The sequence below is a fragment of the Verrucomicrobiia bacterium genome (assembly GCA_035946615.1).
Classification (GTDB): Bacteria; Verrucomicrobiota; Verrucomicrobiia; order Limisphaerales; family UBA8199; genus DASYZB01.
In genome coordinates this window covers 1-20891 of sequence record DASYZB010000132.1, presented here as the reverse complement: position 1 = coordinate 20891, position 20891 = coordinate 1, and the positions used below count along the sequence as shown (strand labels likewise).

The following is a 20891-nucleotide window of genomic DNA, read 5'->3' as shown; positions in this document are numbered from 1 at the left end:
CTAACTTCCCTGACGCTGCTCCAGCAATTTTCTGACATCCACCGCCTCCATGCCCGCCGCGCGGATGGCCTGCATGCCTAAATCAGTGTCTTCGTAGGCGCGACAGTGCTGGGGCGGAATCCCAAGACGCCGCGCTGCTTCCAGGAAAATGTCCGGGGCCGGTTTTTGCCGGGGGACATCCTCGCTGGTGACGATAGCCTGAAACAAGTGCCGGATGCCCAAATGGCCGAGGACCTGCCCGATGCCGCTATGGGTGCCGCCCGAGGCCACTGCCAGGGGGACCTTGCCGAAATTTTCGCGGGCAACTGCCACGACCGCGTTAATGGGTTCGACCTGGGCGATGAGCGGCAGGTACTCGGCTTCCTTTTCGCGGGCGACGGCCAGATGGTCCAAGCCCAGGCCCTGTTCCTCGCTGAGCATCTTCAGAATGTCGCGTGAAGGCACCCCGCCCAATGAATAGAATCGTTCGATGGGCAGGTGAAAGCGGTGCCGGGCGGCAATGACCTGCCAGGCCCGCCAGTGCAAGGGCATCGTATCGGCCAAGGTGCCGTCGCAATCGAAAATGATTCCTTTGATCATCCCGTTCAGAGTTTCAATGCAGTCAGCTTTTCCTCCAAATCATGTATCATCAGCGGTTCGATGATAGGATCGATGACCCCTTCGAGCACCACGGGCAGATTATACAGTGTCAGTTCGATTCGGTGGTCGGTGACCCGGTTCTGCGGGAAGTTGTAGGTTCGGATGCGTTCGTTGCGTTCGCCCGTGCCGACCTGCGCTTTGCGCTGCGCGGCGTACTTGGCGTTTTCCTCTTCGGTCTTGCGCTCGAGCAAGCGCGAGCGCAGCACGGTTAAGGCCCGGGCCTTGTTCTTCTGCTGCGAGCGTTGATCGGCGCAACGCACGATGAGGCCCGAGGGTTTATGTATCACCTGGACCGCGGAATCGGTGGTATTGACTCCCTGGCCGCCGGGGCCCGAGGCGCGGCAGACAGTGATCTCCAGGTCTTCGGGTTTCAACTCGACATCCACTTCCTGGGCTTCCGGCAAGACAGCAACCGTGCAGGTGCTGGTGTGAATGCGGCCCTGGGCCTCGGTGGCGGGCACGCGCTGGACCCGATGGACGCCACTCTCATACTTAAGCCGCTTATACACGTCCTGTCCCTGGATTTGAAAAATCACTTCCTTATATCCGCCCAGGTCCGAGGGACTGGAATCGAGGTCTTCGAATGTCCATCCGCGCCGCTCGGCGTAGCGGGTGTACATGCGGTAGAGGTCGGCGGCAAATAAGGCGGACTCCTGCCCGCCGGCCCCCGCGCGGATTTCAAAGATAGTATTGCGGGAATCAGCCGGGTCAGGCGGGATGATTCCCCGCTGGAGTTGCTGAGCGAGGTTCTTCTCCGCCCCTTCGAGCCGGGCGACCTCCTCGCGGGCCATCTGGGCCAGCTCGGATTCGGCGGGCTCAGCCTCGAGCAAGGCCCGATTCTCCGCCAGGTCGGACACGGTCTTTTGGTAAGCTTGGCCTTGGGCGACCAGTTCTTTCAACCGGGCGTATTCCTTGGAGAGTTCCTGCGCGCGTTGCGGGTTGGCAAAGGCCTTTGGCTCGCTCAAAGCGGCTTCCACTTCGCCGAATCGCCGGGCGAACTTCTCAATATATGGCTTCAGCTCCATGCGGCTAAGGCGAAATCCCAGATACGAAATGGGTTCAACACAAAAGAAAATCCGCCCGAACAGTCCGGGGACCATGCAGGCGGATTAAAGGGGAAGCTGCTAGTGTTTCTTCTTCTTGCCGGAAGCGGCTGCCGCCTGGGCGGCCTGGGTTTTGGCCATGCGCTGCTGGAATTTGTCCACGCGTCCCGCCGTATCGACGAACTTCTGCTGCCCGGTGTAGAACGGATGGCAGGCATTGCAAATGCCCACGATAATCACCGGCTTGGTCGAGCGGGTCTTAATCACGTTGCCGCAGGCGCAACGAATCTCCGCATCCACATATTTTGGATGGATTTTTTCTTTCATAGAAAGGCCGTGAAAAATAGCATGTACCGGCAGGATGACAACCTCTTTTTATGAATGGTTGTTGAGCCATCGCTTGACTCCCATTTCGGGGGTTCTATCATGCGCCCGCTGTTAAGAACTGAGCTGGACGCAAATCAGGAAGGAACCTGGCCGTCCGAGCCCCTGAAGGAATTACAAAGATATGAGCACAATTTATGATATCAAAGCGCGTGAGGTCTTCGATTCACGCGGCAATCCCACTCTCGAAGTCGATGTGATTCTGGCCGGAGGCGCTGTGGGCCGCGCGGCGGTCCCTTCCGGCGCCAGCACCGGCGAGCATGAGGCCATTGAATTGCGCGACGGCGACAAGAAGCGTTTCCAAGGCAAAGGCGTTACCAAAGCGCTGAAGAATGTGACTGAGAAAATCCTTCCTGCGGTGCAAGGCCTTGACGCTCTCGACCAGTTGACAGTGGACCGGGTCATGCTCGACCTGGACGGCACGGAGACCAAATCAAAGCTGGGGGCCAATGCCATCCTGGCGGTCTCGCTGGCCACCGCCAAAGCCGCAGCGGATGCCTTGGGTATGCCGCTATTCAAATATCTGGGCGGGCCCAATGCCAAGGTGTTGCCCGTTCCGATGGCCAATGTCATCAATGGCGGCGCGCATTCGGATGCGCCCATCGATTTCCAGGAATTCATGATCATGCCCCATGGGTTGCCCACCTTCAGCGAGGGCCTGCGGGCCATCGTGGAAACTTTTCACGCTCTTAAAGCGGTCCTGAAAAAACGGGGCCTCAGCACCGCCGTGGGCGACGAAGGCGGGTTTGCGCCCAAATTGGGCAGCGTCGAGGACGCGATTGAATGCATCCTCCAGGCCATCAAGGACGCCGGCTACAAGGCCGGCAAAGACATCTTTCTCTCCCTCGATGTTGCCGCTTCAGAGTTTTACAACGGCAATGGGTCCTACACATTCAAGAAAAGCTCGGGCAAAACCGTCAACGGCGATGAGTTGGTGGATTCTTATGTGGAATTGTGCGGCAAGTACCCCATCGTCAACATTGAAGATGGCTGCGCCGAAAGCGATTGGAAGAATTGGAAAACCCTCACCGACAAGCTCGGCGATAAGATACAGCTCGTCGGCGATGATGTGTTTGTGACGAATGTGAAATTCCTGCAGAAGGGAATCGATTCAGGTGTCGCCAATTCCATTCTGGTTAAGGTCAACCAGATTGGTTCCTTGACGGAGACCCTGGATGCGGTTCAACTCGCGCAGACCCATGCCTATACTGCCGTGCTCAGCCATCGCTCGGGCGAAACGGAGGACGCAACCATTGCTGACATTGCAGTAGCGACAAACTGCGGCCAGATTAAGACTGGCTCGTTGAGCCGTTCGGATCGATTGGCGAAATACAATCAACTCCTGCGCATCGAGCAGTTGCTGGGAAAGAACGCTGTTTATGCCGGCCAGACAGCCCTTCCCAAGGCCGCCAAGGGGCGCTAGAATCGCAATAAATGACTGACCAAAAGGTGCCTCGACGCCGGGGCTGCTTTTTTTATGGGTGCATTACCGGGGTCGTTTGCCTGGTGGCCATTCTGATAGCCGGCTTGCTTGGCATCCAGCAGTTTAAGAAACTGCTCAATAACTACACCGACACCAAACCGATGCCGCTGCCGGCTCTCAAGCTGACACCGCAGCAAATCGCCCAGGTCCAGGACCGTTTCGACAGCTTCCGTGATGCGGTGCGAACCGGGCGCCCCACCGCTCCTCTGGCCCTGAGCGCGGATGACGTCAATGCGTTGATTGCGAGTGAACCTGAATTCCGGGGTTTCAAAGACAAATTATACGTCATGATCGACGGAGACCGCCTCAGCGGTCAGTTCAGCTTGCCGATGGCCGAGGTTGGCCTGGACCACTTTCGCGGGCGTTACCTGAACGGGACCGGAACGTTTCAAATTGCCATCGAGAACGGGGTGTTGCGGCTGAGAATGCAAGAGTGCGTGGTGAAAGGCAAGCCCCTGCCCAGCGGCTATATGGATGCTATCCGCAGACAGAATCTCGCAGCCCGCGTCAATGCGAACCCGCGCGCCGCCGCGGCGCTCAGCCGGATTGCGAGCATCCAGGTCAGTGACGGAAAGTTGATCATCGTGCCTAAGCCAAGCGAGTGACTCACTCGACCTGTTGTCAGGGTGCGCGAGGGGAGTGGCTTTTTTGTTTGGACTTGTGGTCCTGCCAAAGAATGCTCACCACCAACCAAAAGCCGCCGCCTGCAGCGACCAGGAAACAGATCATCGCCAGGCCCGGATAGCCGAACAGTTCGAAGCTGGTCGGCACGCGCATCAAAAGCGCCGCCCCAATAATGAGCGCCGCCAAAACCAGACCGGTCGTGATGCGGTTGGCCACCTTGCGCGCGCTCTCGACCAGGAACTCGGTCTCCGCCGGCTTGACATTCACATTCAACTCCGCCTCGCCGATTGTATCCAGGATTTTATTCAGCCGCGCCGGCAGGGCCCCCACGAACTGCTTGGCCTCCAGCAGCGCCGCAAAAGCGCGGTTTTCGGTCAGGGACGACTTGAGCCGGTCATTGAGCAGCTTGCGCGCATTGCGCCGGACCGATTCGGTGGGGTCGAAATCCGGGTCGAGGGTCCGGCCGACCTCATCGAGTTGGAGCAGGGTTTTGCCCAGCAACGAAAGCTCGGGAGGCACGAACAGGCCAGTCTCTGCGGCGCTGCGGCCCACTTCGAGGATGACTTTGCCGACATCCATCTCGGACAAAGTGGCATTCTTTTGCTCGGCAACGAGTTGACCGATTTTGTGATGGAAATGCGGCTCATCAAAATCAAAGCTCGGAGTGCTAATGCGCACCGCCATATCGGCCGCCTCGTCGCTCTCCCCTTCGCTGACCGCCAGCAACAGTTTGAGCAGGCTCTCTTGCATCCCCGGCGTCATGTGGCCCACCATCCCCAAGTCCAGCAGCCCTATCCTGTGGTCTGGCGTCACAAAGATATTCCCCGGGTGCGGGTCGGCGTGGAAGATGCCGTCCACGAGAATCTGGTGCAGATAGGCCTGAAAGAGTTGCTCAGCCAGGTCCTTGCCGTCCAGGTCCAGCCGGGCCAGGGGCGAAAGCTCGGTTATCTTGAACCCTTCGAGGTAGTCCATCGTCAGCACCTTGCGGGTCGTGTAGTCCGCCACCGGCAAGGGCAGTTGGATGCGAGGGAACTTCTCGAGGTTGCGGGCGATGGTTTGCAGGTTGGAGGCCTCCCGCCGGTAATCCAGTTCGTGGCTGAGGGTGTGCTGGAATTCCTCAAGCATTTTTTGCAACTGATACCGTTGGCCTACCTTCGTGTGCCGATTGAGGAACCGGGCGATTTCTTCCAGCGCCGCGAAATCTTCTTCGATCTGCTTGACGATGCCGGGACGTTGGACTTTGACCGCGACCGGCCTGCCATCATGGAGCGCAGCCCGATGGACCTGGCCCAGAGAGGCCGCCGCCAGCGGCTCGTGTTCAAATGAGGCGAACGCCTTGTTAATCCTGGTGCCCAGTTCGGATTCGATGATGGACACCGCTTCCTCGAATGGGAATGGTTTGACCTTATCCTGCAAGCGCGCCAAAGGCTTGAGGAACAGCGGGGGGAGCAGGTCCGAGCGGCTTGAAAGCAACTGGCCCAACTTCACAAACGTGGGGCCGAGCCGTTCGAGGTCCCCAGGCAATTCCTCGGCATTGCGCGAGCCGTTGCCCCCGCGATGGTTTGTTTCTTCTTCCTGGACAAATCGCGAGGCAAGGCTCGGCTGGCCGTATTTCAGCAGCAGCAGCGTAATGTCTTTATAGCGCTTTAGACAATGGGGCGACAACTTCATTGGGCTCTCCTGCTTAATCCAGTACAGAACATAAAATACCGTAGTTGTTCGCACTCCAGACTCAAGGGGGTGAATACCCGTGATTGCCACGGGCAGTGACAAAGTCATTACAAGCGCTTGCGGCGGCGGTACCACCGGTTGGGCTGACTGACGGTCGGCCTCCCTCTCCTCCCTTCTTGGAGGAGAGGGCCGGGGAGAGGAGGCCCTTTACCTTCCCCCCACGCCCAGAATTTGAGAAGCCTCACCCGTTGAAATCCCGTTTGAATTTCCTTGACACTTTCGGAACAATACGCTATTTCGGGCGTCATCCTGGATTAAGGCAAGGCAACATTGATTATGAAACGTCCCGCGCTTTTAGCATCAATCATCCTCTTTACCGCATTGGCGGCTGCCTCCGCCACGGTGCGCTTTGTGGACCTCAACAGCTCGAATCCCACTGTTCCTTTTACCGATTGGAGCAGTGCGGCGACAAATATTCAGGATGCAATCGATGCGTCCAGTGAGGGCGACCTGATCTGGGTCACCAACGGCATTTATGCCACCGGCGGCAAGGTGATGGCTGGGGATTTAACCAACCGTGTGACCCTGGACAAGGCATTGACAGTTCAAAGCGTCAACGGCCCGGGGTTGACCGTGATACAAGGGGCTTGGGACCCAGCCACGACCAATGGGCCGCTGGCAGTGCGCTGCGCCTGGATGACGAATGGAGCGACACTGGCGGGTTTTACCCTGCAAGGCGGTGCGACCCGCGCGAGCGGGGCTGTCTTTACCCTTGAAAGCGGGGGCGGGATTTGGTGCGCCTCTTCCAACGCATTAGTGCTTAATTGCATTATCCAATCGAATGCAGCGACCAGCGATGGGGGAGGCGTTTATCTGGGGACCATAAGGAATTCAGTTCTCCAAGGCAATTGGGCTCCTGGCTCAGGAAGCGCTTACCTGTGCAATTTGGCCAGTTGCACCATAGTCAGCAATCTCGCGTATGGGACATTCAACTGCGCGGTGACTAACTGCATTGTTTATTTCAATACAATGCCCCGCTTCAGCGGAGCGGCCAATTACTCGGGGGGAAGGCTTTCGTTCTGTTGTACCACTCCCTTGCCCTCTGGAGTTGGAAACATCGCCACTGCTCCGCAATTGCTGCCCGATGGCATCCACCTGGCCAGCACCTCTCCTTGCCGGGGCGCAGGCACCAATGTGGTGACCGGCACGGACATTGACGGGCAACCCTGGGCAAACCCACCGTCGATTGGTTGCGATGAGTGGCTGTCTGAGCCGGTGGTTACCATGGCTCCACAAATCCAGTTCAGCAGCTATCCGGTAGGGTTCAATCTCACCGTCGTGGCAGCGGGCCAGGAGCCATTCACCTGCTGGTGGACTAAAGATGGCGCGCCGATAGCGGACGATGCGCATTGGAGTGCCTCGCACACAACAAATCTGGCGGCCAGCGGGATTAGTTTGGACGACGCGGGCGCTTACCAGGTTGCAGTGAGCAATGCATCTGGGATGACCACCAGCATCGTGGCCCAACTGGTCATCCATTGTGTGGATGCGGCCAACTCGACCCCAACGGCTCCTTACCTCGATTGGGCAAGTGCCGCGACGAATATCCAGGATGCGATCGACGCTGCTTTGCCGGGAGAGCTTGTGCTTGTGACCAACGGCATTTATGCCAACGGCGGCCGAGCGATTGGGGGTGACCTGACCAACCGCGTCGCGCTCAACAAAGCCCTCTTGGTGGAAAGTGTGAATGGCCCGACGTTGACGATGATTCAAGGGGCATGGGACCCTGCGACGACCAATGGCCCTCTGGCCGTGCGCTGCGCCTGGTTGACCAATGGGGCCGTCTTGAGCGGCTTTACGTTGGAAGGCGGGGCGACTCGGGTAGGTAACAGCTCATCCGATATGCAGGGCTATGGTGGCGGGGCTTGGGGAGCTTCCAGCACGAACGCGACAGTGGTCAATTGCGTTTTGGCAGGGAATGCTGCAGCCAAAGGAGGAGGAGGAGTGTATCAGGCCAAGTTGATAAAGTGCACTTTGTCGAGCAACTCGACGCCAGGGTCCGGCGGTGGGGCCGATTCGTGTAATCTGACCAATTGTTTCTTGAACGCCAATTTCGCCAACCTGGGCGGGGGAGGAGCCGCATTCAGCAATCTCAGAAATTGCGCGGTCACACACAACCAAAGCCCAGCTATCCAAAGCAGTGGCGGGGCCGTCTATCTTGGGACAGCCGTCAATTGTACGATTTCCAGTAATTCGGCAGTCACGCTTACTGGTTATGGCTTAGCCGGTGTCTATTCGGCCAAACTCACTAATTGCCTCGTGTTCGGAAACCGCGGGATGAACTACGACTCCCTTTCCACGTTGGCCTTCTGTTGCGCGACGCCTCTCGCCTCGGGTGCAGGCAACATCGCCGCGGACCCGCAGCTTCTGCCCGATGGCATACATCTGGGAGCGGCTTCACCCTGCATCGGCGCAGGAACAAATAGCGTGGTCAGCGGTACCGACATTGACGGACAGCCCTGGGCCAATCCGCCCTCGATGGGCTGTGATGAGTGGCTGCCAGTCCCTCTGGTCACCGTGGCTGCCTCCCCGCAACTTACCGGGCCGCCCCTGGGGCTTGTTTTCAGCGGGGCGGTGGTCGCCGGCCAGGGACCGTTTGCCTACTCTTGGCTAAAAGACGGCGGGCTCCTCGTGGATGGAACTCATTTTACTTCGACACAGACTCCAAACCTCACGCTGAACGGATTTGGCCCGGGTGATGCCGGGGCTTACCAGGTTGTGGCCAGCAACGCCTTCGGCATGGCGACCAGTGTGGTGGCCCAAGTAGTCGTTCATTGCGCCGATGCGGCGGGGGTAAATCCAACGACACCATATTCAGACTGGACAACTGCTGCGACGAATATCCAGGACGCCATCGATGCCGCCGGGGCGGGTGATTTCGTGCTGGTCACTAACGGGCTTTATGCAAGCGGTGGCCGCGTCATGGCGGGCGATTTAACCAACCGCGTGGCAGTGACTCAACCACTGACTCTCAGCAGTGTTAATGGGAGCGCATTCACAACGATTCAAGGGGCGTGGGATCCTGCCACCAATGGCCCCGGAGCGGTCCGCTGCGCCTGGGTTGCCGATGGCGCAATTCTCAACGCGTTCACACTTGAAGGCGGCGCAACTCGAAACACGGGCGACCAAATCGCCTTGCAAAGCGGCGGGGGGGTTTGGGCTTCGCCTCAAGCAACTCTCACGCAATGCGTCATCTGCACCAACGCTGCCAATTACGGCGGCGGAGGGGTGTATGGGGGGCTGGTCCAAAACTGCCGCGTGCTGCGCAACACAAGCAATCAGTCCGGTGGCGGGGCTTACGCTTCGGCGCTGGTCAACTCGGCCGTGGTTGGCAACTGGGCGGTCTCTCTGGGCGGCGGTATATGGCAGAATGGGGGCGGGTTGAATCACTGCACAGTCAGCGGCAACTTCATCAAGACGTATGGCGGCGCAGGCGGTCTTTATGGCAATTTCACCAGCGTTACCAATTCCATAGTGTCCGGCAATTGGGAAGGCGGTAGCCCCCTCTCAGGGTTCCCCGCCGACTCATACGGAGCGGTGTTTTATTACTCTTGTTCCTTTCCTCTTTCGGGCGGCGCAAGCAATATCTCCTCCGATCCCCAGTTGATGGACGGCATCCATCTGGCGACCACCTCGCCCTGCCGCGGCGCAGGCACTGCGGCTAATACCTCGGGCATAGACATTGACGGCGAGCCATGGACCAATCCGCCCTCGATGGGTTGCGATGAGGTCTGGCCGGCAAACATCAAAGGGCCCTTATCGGTGAGCGCCGTTGTTTATCCGTCTCCGGTCGTTCAGACAGCCCGTGATTTGCTCTCTGGCTTGGTGACTGGCTGGGCGAGCCGCGTGGCCTGGTTCTTTAGCGATGGGTCGTTTCTTACGAACGCAAGTGAGCTGCGTTATTCCCATATTTGGACTAATCCCGGCGACTACACCATTACATTCACAGCCTATAACGCGGATAATCCCGGTGGGGTCTCGACCAATCTGGGCATTACCGTGTTGCCGTTGGTTTCGCCGACGGTCTCCGTTGGTGGTCTGAGCGGGAGCAACTTCAGCCTGAGCTTCACCAGCCAGCCGGGCATCTATTACATTGTGGAACAGACAACCAACCTGGCGCCACCCGTGACCTGGCAGACCATCAGCACCGGATACGGCAACGGCACAAATATGCAGATCGCCGATTCGAGTGCCACCAACGCCATGCGCTTCTACCGCGTACTCGCGCAATGACCCCGCAATGACCCTCTTCGTTCCCTTCGTTAGATTCTGTTTGAAATCTTGAAATCTTTTGTCGAAGGACGCCGCAAACCGCGCCGCTAACGCCGGAGGGTGACCGGGCTCTCGGAGGGCATCTCGTGCGCGCAAGGCTGGTTGGTAGGCGCTTCAGGGGAGCGCTCATTGGGTTGGACCAGGCCCTGGCTCATCAAATAGGCCTCCACCTCTTCGCCGCTGATATCGGCCAGCATACGCCCATTGACCTCGACGCAGGGGCTCAGCATCTGACCGCTCTTTTCAATCATCTCCTGCCGCTGCGCCGGGTCGTTGATGATGTCTCGGTCCTCGAACGGCAGGTCGTATTTGCGCAGCACGGCCCGCACACCCTGGCTCCAGCCGCAGCTCGGTTTCAGATAAGCGATTATATTTGGTTTACTCATATTTTAGATTCAACCCTATACTGCCACATAACCGGCGTAAGTCCAAGCCATTCGTGTTGGAGTTTGGGCATCTTAATAACGATCTCATCTCCCTTTATCGGAAACTTTGTCGGAAACTTGTCAAAGCCCAACCTCGCTGAACCTCAGAACCTGCTGAGAGCCGGAGAGAAGAGGCCCTTTACCTTCCCACGAGTTCCTTGCCCAGAGGGCGCCCGCTTGGCAAACTGAGGGCAGATGCGCGAAAGGCTTCCCTGGATCGAAACAATTGAGACCTTTCTGTTGGAGGTCATTCTTGAAGAACGGCGCGGCTTTAAAGAAGCCGTCGTGCGTTGCGCCCTGTACGGCTGTTCCAAACTCTTCCAAGTGGCGGTCAAAACCCGGCGTTTTCTCTACAACGTGCGCATTTTACGCGACTCGACGCTGGGTGTTCAGGTCATTGCAATCGGCAATTTGACCGTGGGTGGCACGGGAAAGACGCCGGTTGTGGAGAAATTTGCGCGCGAACTGCGCGATCAGGGCCGCACGGTGGCTATCCTCTCGCGCGGCTACCGCTCCAAGCCGACCCCCATCCACCAATGGTTCGTTAACAAACTCTTTCTCCGGGACGATACCACCCCACCGCGCGTGGTTTCGGACGGCAAATCCCTTCTGCTGGATTCGGAAATGGCCGGGGACGAGCCGTACATGCTGGCTTCCAACCTGAAAGATGTCGTTGTGCTGGTGGATAAGGACCGGGTCAAGAGCGGGCGCTATGCCATTGAAAAGTTTGGTTGCGACACGCTCCTGCTCGACGACGGCTTTCAATATTGGAAGTTGCGCGGGCGCCGCCAGGACATCGTGCTCATCGATCGACAGCAACCCTTCGGCAACGAGCGGCTGCTCCCGCGCGGCACGCTGCGGGAACCGCCCTCGCACCTGGCCCGGGCCAGCACGATTTTCATTACCAAAAGCGATGGCAACACCGCCGCCCTGCGCCGGCGCATTGCTGCCGTCAATCCGACTGCCGGAATCATTGAGTGCATTCATCACCCGCTTTACCTGGAAGACGTCTTTACAGGCCAGCGCTGCGGACTCGACCTGTTGCGCGGGCGCAAGGTGGCCTCCTTGAGCGGTATTGCCCAGCCCGAAAGCTTCGAAGGCAGCCTCGTCCAGCTCGGGGGTGAGCTGGTCTTCTCGCGGCGCTTTGCCGACCATCACCGGTTCACCCAGCAGGAAATCCTCAACGTGATTAACCGAAGCAAAAAGCGCCAGGCCGAAGCCATTATCACAACACAGAAAGACGCAGTCCGTTTTCCAAAGATCGACCGGCGCGACCTGCCGATCTATTTCATGCGCGTTGAAATTAAAATCCTGCACGGCGCCGATGATTTCCAGGATTGCGTGCGCAAGATTTGTTTCCGGTAAGGACAGCCCCATGGACGCGCTGCTTTCGTTAATCGCCCGAGGGCTGGTTGCCTTTATACAGGGCCTGCCCCTGGAATGGGTCGCCCGCTTGGGGGGCGCCGGGGGCGCTTTGGTTTATTGGCTCGATGCGCGGCACCGGCGGGTCGCCCTGCGGAACCTAACCCTGTGCTTCCAGGAAAAATCACAGGCGGAGATACGCGCGCTGGCTCGCGAGAACTTCCGCCGGATAGGAGAGAACTTTGCCTGCGCGGTCAAGACCGCCGCCATGACCATGGAAGAGCTGCGACCGCATGTTGAATTCATCCCCCCGCCGGCCCTGGCGGGTAGCGCCGCTTCACCAGCTCCTTCGAGGGTCGTTGCCGCCATCGGTCACTTCGGCAATTTCGAGTTATACGCGCGCTTCGGGCAATTCCTGCCCGCCTTTCAGTGCGCGACAACCTACCGTGGCCTGGAATTGCCCTCGCTGGACCAACTCCTGCAGTCCTTGCGCGAGCGCTCGGGCTGCCTTTTCTTCGAGCGCCGCTTTGATGGGGCGGCGTTGAGAAACTTTATGCATCGGCCAGGAGTGCTGCTGGGCCTTTTGTCCGACCAGCACGCGGGCAGAAACGGGCTCTGTCTCCCGTTCCTGGGGCGTGATTGTTCCACTTCCCCTGCCCCGGCAATTTTCGCGCTGCGCTACGAGTGCTCTCTCTACACGGGCATCTGCTACCGCACCGGCCTGGCCCGCTGGCGCATCGAGGCAGGCGCTGAAATCTCCACCCGCGAAAATGGCCAGCACAGGTCCCCCAGCGCCATTATGCTCGATGTCAACCGCGCCTTTGAAGCCGCCGTACGGCGGGACCCGGCCAACTGGTTTTGGGTCCATAACCGGTGGAAAAGCAAGGGCCAGGGCGAGGCGGCAGGGACTTCCATCCAGCCCCCCGCAACCCAGGCACTTGGTCAGGACATTAAATCTGCGAACGTGGAAACCCAAGGCCGCCCCTAACCAGATGCCACCATGTTGCAACGGCCAGTGACGAACTCGGTACAAGCGCTTGCGGCGGTACCGCCGGTTGGGCTGACTGGCAGTCTGCCCCCCCTCTCCTCCCTTGGAGGAGAGGGCCGGGGAGAGGAGGCCCTTTACCTTGCCCCCACATGATTGGTTTATTGAACCACGGTCCTCCTGTAATCTCTTCGATATTCAATGTTCAATGTTCAACGAAATCTCGATGCTTCTTCCTCCGTGTGTAATCCAGTTCATGTTAGGGCCTCCCCACTAACCGACCCCTGCCGGGTTCTGGTGCGTGGCGTCAATTGGCTGGGGGACGCCGTGATGACCCTGCCTGCCTTGCAGCGAATTCGCGAGCGCTTTCCCCAGGCCAAAATCACCCTGCTCACCCCCGAACACCTCGGCCCCCTTTGGCGCGCACAGCCCCTCCTGGATGCGGTCCTCGAAGCCCCACGCGGCTCGACTCCTTGGACGGTCGCTTCCAACATCCGGCGCCTCCAGTCCGACGCAAAGGCCCCCTTTGACCTTGCCCTGGTGTTGCCTAATTCGCCCAGGTCCGCCCTTGAAATGTGGCTGGCTGGCATCCCCCGGCGGGTCGGTTACGCACATCGACTGCGCAACTGGTTTCTCACTGAGCGCGTCCCCGCCCGGCTTGGCCGGCGCCCGATGCATAAGCGGTCCGCCAGGGAAGTGAAGGAACTGATTCGGCTCAATCCGCCCAGAATTCCCGAGCCGCCGGCTCTGGTGGCCGGCACACACCAAATCCATGATTACTTGCATTTGGCCGCCACCCTGGGCGCTTCCCCTGAACCCCTTTCTCCCCGGCTGGAGGTGCTGCGCGGTGAAGTCGAAGCCGTCGAGAGCAAGCTCCTTTCGGCTCGGCTCAAACTCTCCGGCGCAATGGCAACAAAATCAAAACCGGTGTGGCTTGGCTTGAACCCCTCGGCCGCTTACGGACCGGCTAAACGCTGGCCGGTGGAGAACTTTGCTGCGGTGGGCCGGGAGGTCTCCCGCCGAGACCCGAATCGGGTTTGGGTGGTGCTGGGGAATGCGCAGGACGCTGAATTATGCGAGGAGATCACCCGGCAAACGGGCGGTCAGGCCATTAATTTTAGTGGAAAGACCTCCCTGCGCGAATTGCTGGCGGTGCTCAAATTGTGCCGGGTTTTACTCACCAACGACAGCGGTCCCATGCATGCCGCCGCCGCCTTGGACACACCCGTCGTTGTCCCTTTCGGAAGCACCTCCCCCGAACTGACCGGCCCCGGCCTGCCGGGCGAGCCACGCCACCACTTGCTTACATCTCAGGCCCCTTGTTCGCCCTGTTTCCGCCGCTCCTGCCCAATCGACTTGCGTTGCATGACCGGCATCACCCCCTCAGCCATTACGGCCGCAGTCCTCGAAGCGCTTGATGCCGCAGACCAGCGCCAGAGGCCGCCCTAGCGTCGAATTAGCCGGCAGCCTGGCGTCCATCGCTTAGCCCTGGTCGCACGCTCAAAGCCTGTCGGCACATCAGGGGGCAGGCGCACTTCATCGCCTGGCCCTCATAAGCAAGCGGGTCAAATCCAGGGCCGAGCGGGTGAACGTCCACGACTCGGTTTCCGGCAGGCATTTGGGGTTGCCCGACTGAAGCCAGCTCTCAATGACGAGCTGGTCGGGCCGGCCATCCACCATCGCGTAAGCAGTGCCCTGGTGCAGGATGGACAGATACCAGGAGGATTCGTCGGCGATGCCTTTGCGCTCGAGTTCGGGAAGGTCGGAAGCCCAGTAGATGAGGCTGAAAGGCAGCTTGCGACGGCGGCAGGCCAGTTCGATCTGCCGCACCTCACCCCAACTCCCACGGTCCTGCACAATGAAGTTGGCCCAGTTCACGTCCAGCCGGTAGAAGTCCAAGCCGCGCACGCTCATTTCGGCGAGCCTCTTCTGGAGCGCATCGAGCCACCAGACATGATCAGCGAGCGGGATGGAGGGATAGGTCTCGATATCGCCGATTTTCATCTGCGGAAAATGCCGGCGGACCAGGGCGATGTAGTTCGCCGTCTCCTGGACGGCGTAGTCGTCGGGCTTGTGGATGTGCATGCGGCAGCACAGCAGCGGCTCGTCCATCGCAATGGCGTAGAGGTTGGCGCCGAGCTGCTCAAGCCGGTCCCAAATGGGCTTCTCTGCCTTGAAGCAGGCCTCGCCGGTCTGGCCCCACGGCTTAATTGCGCCGACCTCCATCCCGAACTTGAGCGTCCACCCGTTCAACTGGCCAAACCAGGTTCGCAGCTCGTCATCGGTGAACTGCCGCTTCAGGTTGTGATCGGCATAGAAGACCACGTCGATAGAGGAGCGCGTCTCCTTCCACTCGTCCGGCTTTTGAAAGAGCTCGCGGAAGCATCGTCCCTGGTCACAGCTCGGAGGCCCCATCCACACCTCCGGTCGCGCCGGGGAGGTCTGCGCCAGGCAGGAGATGGCGCAGGCACACAGAGTCAGGCTCAGGGCAAACAACCGGACCAGCTTTCGGGGCTTACACATAGATTGCTTCCAAGTGAGAGTCGAGATTGGCTTCAGCTCACAAGGGCGTGCCGCTGACTTTGGTCCAGGGCGAGGACGCGCCCATCGCATGTTGCTGGATCTTGCGCTTCCAGATTCGGTTGCCGCAGAAGGCGAACAGCATGTCCTTGTCCGGGCCGCCGAGGGCGACACCCAGGACACGACTGCGGTCGGGAACGGGGAGGATGATTTGCGTTGGACCATCGTCGGCGCTGATTTGGATGCCGCTGCGGGTGGCGATGAATTGACGGCCTTCAACCGAATAGCAGAGACTTTCCGGGCCGGCATCGTCATCCCAATCGGTGACGAACAGGTGGAAGAACCGCTCTTTGTTGGTGAGCGTGCCGTCGGGCTGGATCTGATAGCTATCGACCCACTTCGAGTGGCCTTCGGCGACCGAGAGCAGCCAGCGGTCGGGCCGGCAGGCCATGCCGGTGGCGAATTTGAGGCCGCGGTCCACCAGCATCTTCTGGCCATCCTTAATGAGCCAGACGGCCCCGGGCAAGCCGGCTTTCGCGTCGTTGCTGGTGACGTAAAGGCCGCCATCCGGTCGCGCGAGAATCGAGTGGCCAAAAATGCCCTCCATCACCACGCGGCCCTTACCTGTCGCGTCGTAGCGCATCAGCTTGCCGGACGTTTCCGAGACGGCGAACAAAGTGCCATCCGCGCCGACAGTGACGCAGTGGGCTTGGGCGGCGTCTGCGGCAAAGACACTGACTTTGCCATCGAGGCCGATGCGGTAAAGCCTGTTCGCCGAAGTGTCGGCAAAGAAGACTTCGCCGCTCGCGTTGCACGCCGGGCCGCGGGTGCTCTTGAACCCTTCGGCCACCAGTTGCCAATCCTGGCCCGGAACCAAAATCTCCCGCGCGCGCGGCGCGCTGGGGCCGGGCTTCACGGGCTCGGGCCAACCCCGCCACAGGTAGGCCATCGCCTCGCGCCAATGTTTGAGGTAGCCGGCGACATGGGGGCCGTCGACCACGCGAAACTGATACTCATAGCCGGAGAACTGCAGCGCCTTTTCCATCTCCTGGTCGAGCAGGAACCAGTCGCCGGCGCAGTTCTCCATGTCATGCGTCGCCGTCGTGAGAAAGGCGCGGATGGGCTTGGCCTCGAACTTGCGCAGCATCGCCGGGAATTCATGCCCGCCGCGGAAGGCGACCCAACTGCCGCTGGCCGCATACACCCGGCTGAAGGCCTCGGGCCGGTTCCACCCCGCGGTGAAGGCCGCGATTCCGCCGCTGCTGCCGCCGGACATACAGCGGTCATTACCGTTGGTCGAGAGGCTGAGGTTGTACTTCTCGGCAACGAAAGGCAGCAGTTCCTCGGTCAGAAACCGCACGTTGTTGTCGCTGACGCCGTCGTATTCGAAATCACGGTTGCGCCGGCCGAGGGTGCCTTTCATCGGCGCGGGCAGGTCGCCGGGTTGCACGAACACGCCAACGGTCACCGGCATTTCCCTGGTCGCAATCATCGTCTCCAGCAGGATCTTTTCGCGCGGGTTGAACCCATCGGTCTTCACATAGACGCACGCAGGCGACCGGCCGTCGTATTGCGCCGGGATGAATACCGTGACCTCCCGCACCGTGCCGGGAAAGAACCGGCTCTGAGTGAACGTGAACTGCTTCGTGGCGCCGGGCAGAATGTCCGCCGGCTTGATGGCGGGCGGCTGGTATTCCGGGGCGGCGTGCGCCGGCGGCGTCTCGGCGGCGCCGCTGCTGGCCAGCTTCGCGCCGGCGGTGAGGGTGACGAGAACCAGCGCCGCGGCGGGCAAGAATGATTTCATAATCGAGTGGGGGTCAGAACAGCTTATTTTGACTGACATCGGTATCATAGCTGTATCATAGCATCGGTGTTCACGATAGAGCAGGTGGCTCACATGACCCGCTTGGCCGCTTTGGAACTGCCAAGGTGAACCCGAGCTGCAATCGCTTTGATCGACAGGGTGGTTTGCCGGCGCAAGCGAGCGGCCATATCAAGTTTAAGCGGGTCGTTCTTGGGTCGGTTCGCCAGGTCTTCCTCGAGCCAGCCAAATTGATAAGAAATTGCTTTTGGGCACGCGAATTGTTTTGTACGCCTGCGCGGGTGATTCGCGATTAGTCATTTTGTCCTGGCCTAACGCCCCGCAGCAGCGGCCCCGCGCCACTGGCGTGATATGCACACGGCGCGGAATCGCGAGGTCCGCTGCCTGCGGTGGTTAAGCTCAATGGTCATTTTCTTGCAATTAAGTTCAGCACAATAATGTTTGAAAGCACCACAAATGCAATCGCAGCAATCACAACTCCGACAAGGCAAACGGCTCCACGGGCGTTTCCCATGTTGATCGTCCACCCAAAAGCCTGGTGCCACTTTGGAACCCATGCGCGTATGTCTCGTCGGCTGAAATACAGCTTGCACCATTTGGGCCCAGACCAGTTTTTGGATTGCTCCACTCTGCCTGATTGATCTCCTTTCGTGTCATAATCTCCCTCCAAACTTAACGACCGTTTTGAGCCGTGCCGGGCGGATCAAGCACCGAACATGAGCACAATGCCCGGTCAGCATCCGCTCCAAAACGATTGTTCGGCGCTCTCTGGTTCATCCCTCAATCGCCGCTCCATTGGGCGTAGTCATACTCGTCTCAAAGTGATGTCACCGCTGTCTCCGTGGTCTGTCCGCTCTGCAAAGAACGGCTCAAAGTACGCCCTGACCTCAGCGCTCACGGGCTCGGGGCAGCCTGGGTCCTCGACGAAAAACACGAATTCTCCACACTCCGCATTAATGGTAAAGGAATGATCACGAAAAGTGAAATCGATCCACGAGCCAACAACCGGAGCGTCGGTAGCTTCCGTGACTGCGACGCCTGGAAGCTCCGCGAGATGCTGACAAACCTCGTGCCAGAACCGCGTCTGAGGAAATTTGCAAAAGCCATTGTTCATGACAGCCGCGGTGATGCCGCCTCACGAACCGGCTCAGGCACGGCGCGTCTGGGGCGTTCAAAATCGAACAGAGACGCAGCCGGGCCGTTGCCTGAAGCTGGATGGTTGGGTTCGTGAATCATAGTTTGCGGCGGACGCCCCAGATGGCCGAATACAGAAACGCGAAGGCTATGCCGACGACTAGCGCACGCAACCATATGCCCCAACGATCCGTAGCAGCGGCACCGCGCCACTTGCTTAAAATGTAAGCAGGACGGACTCGCGGGGCCTGCTCCCTGCGGTGGTTCGCCTTGAAGTGCTCCATTTTTTCCAACACTCCTTACTCTTGTTTCTGATTTGTCCGCTGTGACGCTCTCACCGCGATGAGTAGGTCTGCAAGCGAAAAGCCTGTCGGGTCGTTGACGCCCATTTTCTTGGCACATGCCTCGCACAAATGAAACGCAGACGGGCTTCCCCCTGCGGGGTGCGTCTGCGTAATGTGGACGCTCGCCTCTTCCGCGCCGCAGATATTACATTTCATGATTGATAAATATCGCCGTGGTTGCCGTTCGGCGAACGCTCCGTATAGGCCCCCTGCGCCACAGGTGCAGAATGCAAACATGACAGACTCGCGGGGTCCGCTGCCTGCGGTCGTTCGGGCTTTTCATTTCTCATCGTTTCCCTCCAGACCCAAAAGCCCGAATGAACGCATCAAAGCACCTGCGAAGGCGATGGCAAATCAGGCGATACAGGCGGACCAAGCCTCGAAACTTTCTCCGCTTCTCGGCGCGAGAATCCTGAAAGGCGGCTGGATCGTAAAGTTCCGCAACCTGATTTTCAGGTGTCAGTGCCTGGGCAGCGGCCTTTCCAAAAATTCCACCTAAACTCTCCCCGGCGTCGCGGGCCTCCTGATCAAGATCCTCACTGAGTTCCCTCACGTTCCTATGAAATTCATAAATTCCTTGGCCCAACCCCCGAGCAATCTCCGGCAGCTTTCTGCCCCCAAGCAGAATCAGAACCAGAGCAAGCATCAAAATCACCTCTCCGCCCCCGGGGGAGAATAAGGCAAAAATCGCACAAGGTGACACCAAAGTTTAACATAATCGACCACCTTTCCTTCCTCAAGGTCTATCACGGCTTTCACCAGCCGCTTCGCCTGCGCGGCAGGGTGTCCTTCTCGCTGGAGCCTCTCCACAGTGCGACAGGGCACGAGCGCCGCTTTAGCGGATGCATCCGATTCAAGCATACCAGAAGATGCCGAACCGGTCAATTGATAATTGATAAGAAATTGCTTTTTGGCACGCGAATTGTTTTGTACGCCTGCGCGGGTGAGAATTGTATTGACGTTTTTGAGTCTCCTTAGTTGAAATTAGAGGACTTGGCAGTTAACCAGGTCCATACACTTGTGAGAACGGTTGCTTCCAAAATTTTCAAAGCAGCGGGGGTTCTTCTTTTTCTATTTCTTACCGCTGGCGCTGTTGCTCAGGGCTGGGTTCAAACCAGTGCGCCCATTACCAACTGGGTTTCTGTTGCCTGCTCGGCAGACGGTCAACAGATTGTGGCGGCAGTTGGGGAGTACGTGTCTTCTGCCGCAGGTAGTATCTACATCTCGACGAATGGTGGGGTATCTTGGGTTTTAACCGCCGCACCTGTGGCGAACTGGGCCTCCGTTGTTGCTTCTGCCGATGGCAGCACGCTGGTGGCCGGCACCTTCAATTTCCCTCCCGATCCTCTTTATATTTCTACAAATGCGGGGATCACCTGGGACACCATCGCTTTGAATGCGGCGAATGAGTTTTGGGGCAACTGGGCGTCAGTTGCCTGTTCGGCGGACGCCAAAACAATTGCAGTCGGGAGCGCAGACCTCGCAGGGGAAGCGTACGGGAGCCAAATTTTCCTAACTACAAATTCCGCCGCCAGTTGGACCTATAGCAGGCTTCAAGGATACCCAATCTCCCTGGCTTGCTCGAGGGATGGGAGCACAATGTTGGCTGGGTTCGACGCCGCTGCGGGGCTCTACCTTCTAATCTCGACTGACTTTGGAGGCACCTGGAACATCGGGCCGAATGGAATGTGGTATTCTGTCGCTTGTTCAGGGGATGGGACCACGATGCTGGCGGCAACGGGCCGTGGAGGAGCCGGGACGATCTTTCTCTCAAGAGACCGAGGCGGCTCTTGGATCCAGGTTACTGCTCCCGGGGTGATGGCCAGTGCCCTCACCCTTTCGACGGATGGAAAAGAAATGGTTGCTGTCGCCAAAAGCAGCGGAATTTTTAGTTCCAGAGATTCTGGGCTAACCTGGAAGCAAGACGACGCGCCGTTGACTAACTGGTCCTCGGTTGCCTCTTCGGCGGATGGCTGCAAGTTGGTAACTACTCAGGTCGAAATTGAGCCGGCGAAGGGGTGGATGAGGAGCGTGAAGATTTTTTCATTTTGTACGGGACTCCGGATTTTTCCTCTGTCATCCTGTCGGCGTGCTGGGAACCGAGATTATTCAGGGCCGCCGGA

At 59.0% G+C, this 20891-nt stretch carries 14 protein-coding genes; 6 read left to right on the top strand and 8 right to left on the bottom strand.

Going from position 1 to position 20891, the window contains the following annotated elements; genetic code table 11:
• The 3 genes from VG146_19000 to rpmE form a co-directional block, all read right to left on the bottom strand.
• On the bottom strand, positions 1 to 579 hold the full coding sequence (locus VG146_19000; protein HEV2394443.1) for an HAD family phosphatase: 579 nt from the start codon (positions 577 to 579) through the stop codon (positions 1 to 3).
• A 5-nt stretch (positions 580 to 584) separates the two neighbouring features.
• Complete coding sequence (gene prfA / locus VG146_18995) at positions 585 to 1664, bottom strand: peptide chain release factor 1 (protein HEV2394442.1); 1080 nt, start codon at positions 1662 to 1664, stop codon at positions 585 to 587.
• A 99-nt stretch (positions 1665 to 1763) separates the two neighbouring features.
• Positions 1764 to 2009, bottom strand: coding sequence for a 50S ribosomal protein L31 (gene rpmE / locus VG146_18990; GenBank protein HEV2394441.1), 246 nt, complete (start codon positions 2007 to 2009; stop codon positions 1764 to 1766).
• Positions 2010 to 2190: 181 nt separating this feature from the next.
• Between rpmE and eno the strand changes: the two genes are divergently transcribed.
• Together eno and VG146_18980 are read left to right on the top strand one after the other, a co-directional pair.
• A complete protein-coding gene (gene eno / locus VG146_18985; protein ID HEV2394440.1) occupies positions 2191 to 3489 on the top strand; it encodes a phosphopyruvate hydratase in 1299 nt (432 codons plus the stop codon).
• A gap of 11 nt (positions 3490 to 3500) precedes the next feature.
• Complete coding sequence (locus tag VG146_18980) at positions 3501 to 4154, top strand: hypothetical protein (protein HEV2394439.1); 654 nt, start codon at positions 3501 to 3503, stop codon at positions 4152 to 4154.
• Between the two features lie 16 nt (positions 4155 to 4170).
• Here VG146_18980 and VG146_18975 read toward each other — a convergent pair whose 3' ends face one another.
• Complete coding sequence (locus VG146_18975) at positions 4171 to 5844, bottom strand: AarF/UbiB family protein (GenBank protein ID HEV2394438.1); 1674 nt, start codon at positions 5842 to 5844, stop codon at positions 4171 to 4173.
• A 336-nt stretch (positions 5845 to 6180) separates the two neighbouring features.
• Between VG146_18975 and VG146_18970 the strand changes: the two genes are divergently transcribed.
• Entirely contained in the window at positions 6181 to 10137 is a 3957-nt protein-coding gene (locus VG146_18970; GenBank protein ID HEV2394437.1) for an immunoglobulin domain-containing protein, read from the top strand.
• Positions 10138 to 10223: 86 nt separating this feature from the next.
• Here the strand turns inward: VG146_18970 and VG146_18965 are convergent, their stop codons facing one another.
• The gene (locus VG146_18965; GenBank protein HEV2394436.1) at positions 10224 to 10562 is read right to left on the bottom strand and encodes a glutaredoxin; all 339 of its coding nucleotides are present in this window, start codon (positions 10560 to 10562) and stop codon (positions 10224 to 10226) included.
• 234 nt (positions 10563 to 10796) lie between these two features.
• On the opposite strand from VG146_18965, the gene lpxK reads away from it, so the two are divergent.
• The 3 genes from lpxK to waaF all read left to right on the top strand — a co-directional run bounded on the left by lpxK (position 10797) and on the right by waaF (position 14397).
• Positions 10797 to 11966 (top strand): tetraacyldisaccharide 4'-kinase, encoded by a 1170-nt coding sequence (gene lpxK / locus VG146_18960; protein ID HEV2394435.1) that lies wholly within the window; start codon positions 10797 to 10799, stop codon positions 11964 to 11966.
• Positions 11967 to 11976: 10 nt separating this feature from the next.
• Complete coding sequence (locus VG146_18955; protein ID HEV2394434.1) at positions 11977 to 12951, top strand: hypothetical protein; 975 nt, start codon at positions 11977 to 11979, stop codon at positions 12949 to 12951.
• A gap of 237 nt (positions 12952 to 13188) precedes the next feature.
• Positions 13189 to 14397, top strand: coding sequence for a lipopolysaccharide heptosyltransferase II (gene waaF / locus VG146_18950; protein ID HEV2394433.1), 1209 nt, complete (start codon positions 13189 to 13191; stop codon positions 14395 to 14397).
• 87 nt (positions 14398 to 14484) lie between these two features.
• On the opposite strand, the gene VG146_18945 is transcribed toward waaF, so the two are convergent.
• The 3 genes from VG146_18945 to VG146_18935 all read right to left on the bottom strand — a co-directional run bounded on the left by VG146_18945 (position 14485) and on the right by VG146_18935 (position 19423).
• A complete protein-coding gene (locus VG146_18945; GenBank protein ID HEV2394432.1) occupies positions 14485 to 15471 on the bottom strand; it encodes a hypothetical protein in 987 nt (328 codons plus the stop codon).
• A 37-nt stretch (positions 15472 to 15508) separates the two neighbouring features.
• The gene (locus tag VG146_18940) at positions 15509 to 17272 is read right to left on the bottom strand and encodes an alpha/beta hydrolase-fold protein (GenBank protein HEV2394431.1); all 1764 of its coding nucleotides are present in this window, start codon (positions 17270 to 17272) and stop codon (positions 15509 to 15511) included.
• Positions 17273 to 19054: 1782 nt separating this feature from the next.
• Positions 19055 to 19423, bottom strand: coding sequence for a twin-arginine translocase TatA/TatE family subunit (locus VG146_18935; GenBank protein HEV2394430.1), 369 nt, complete (start codon positions 19421 to 19423; stop codon positions 19055 to 19057).
• Positions 19424 to 20891 lie beyond the last annotated feature (1468 nt).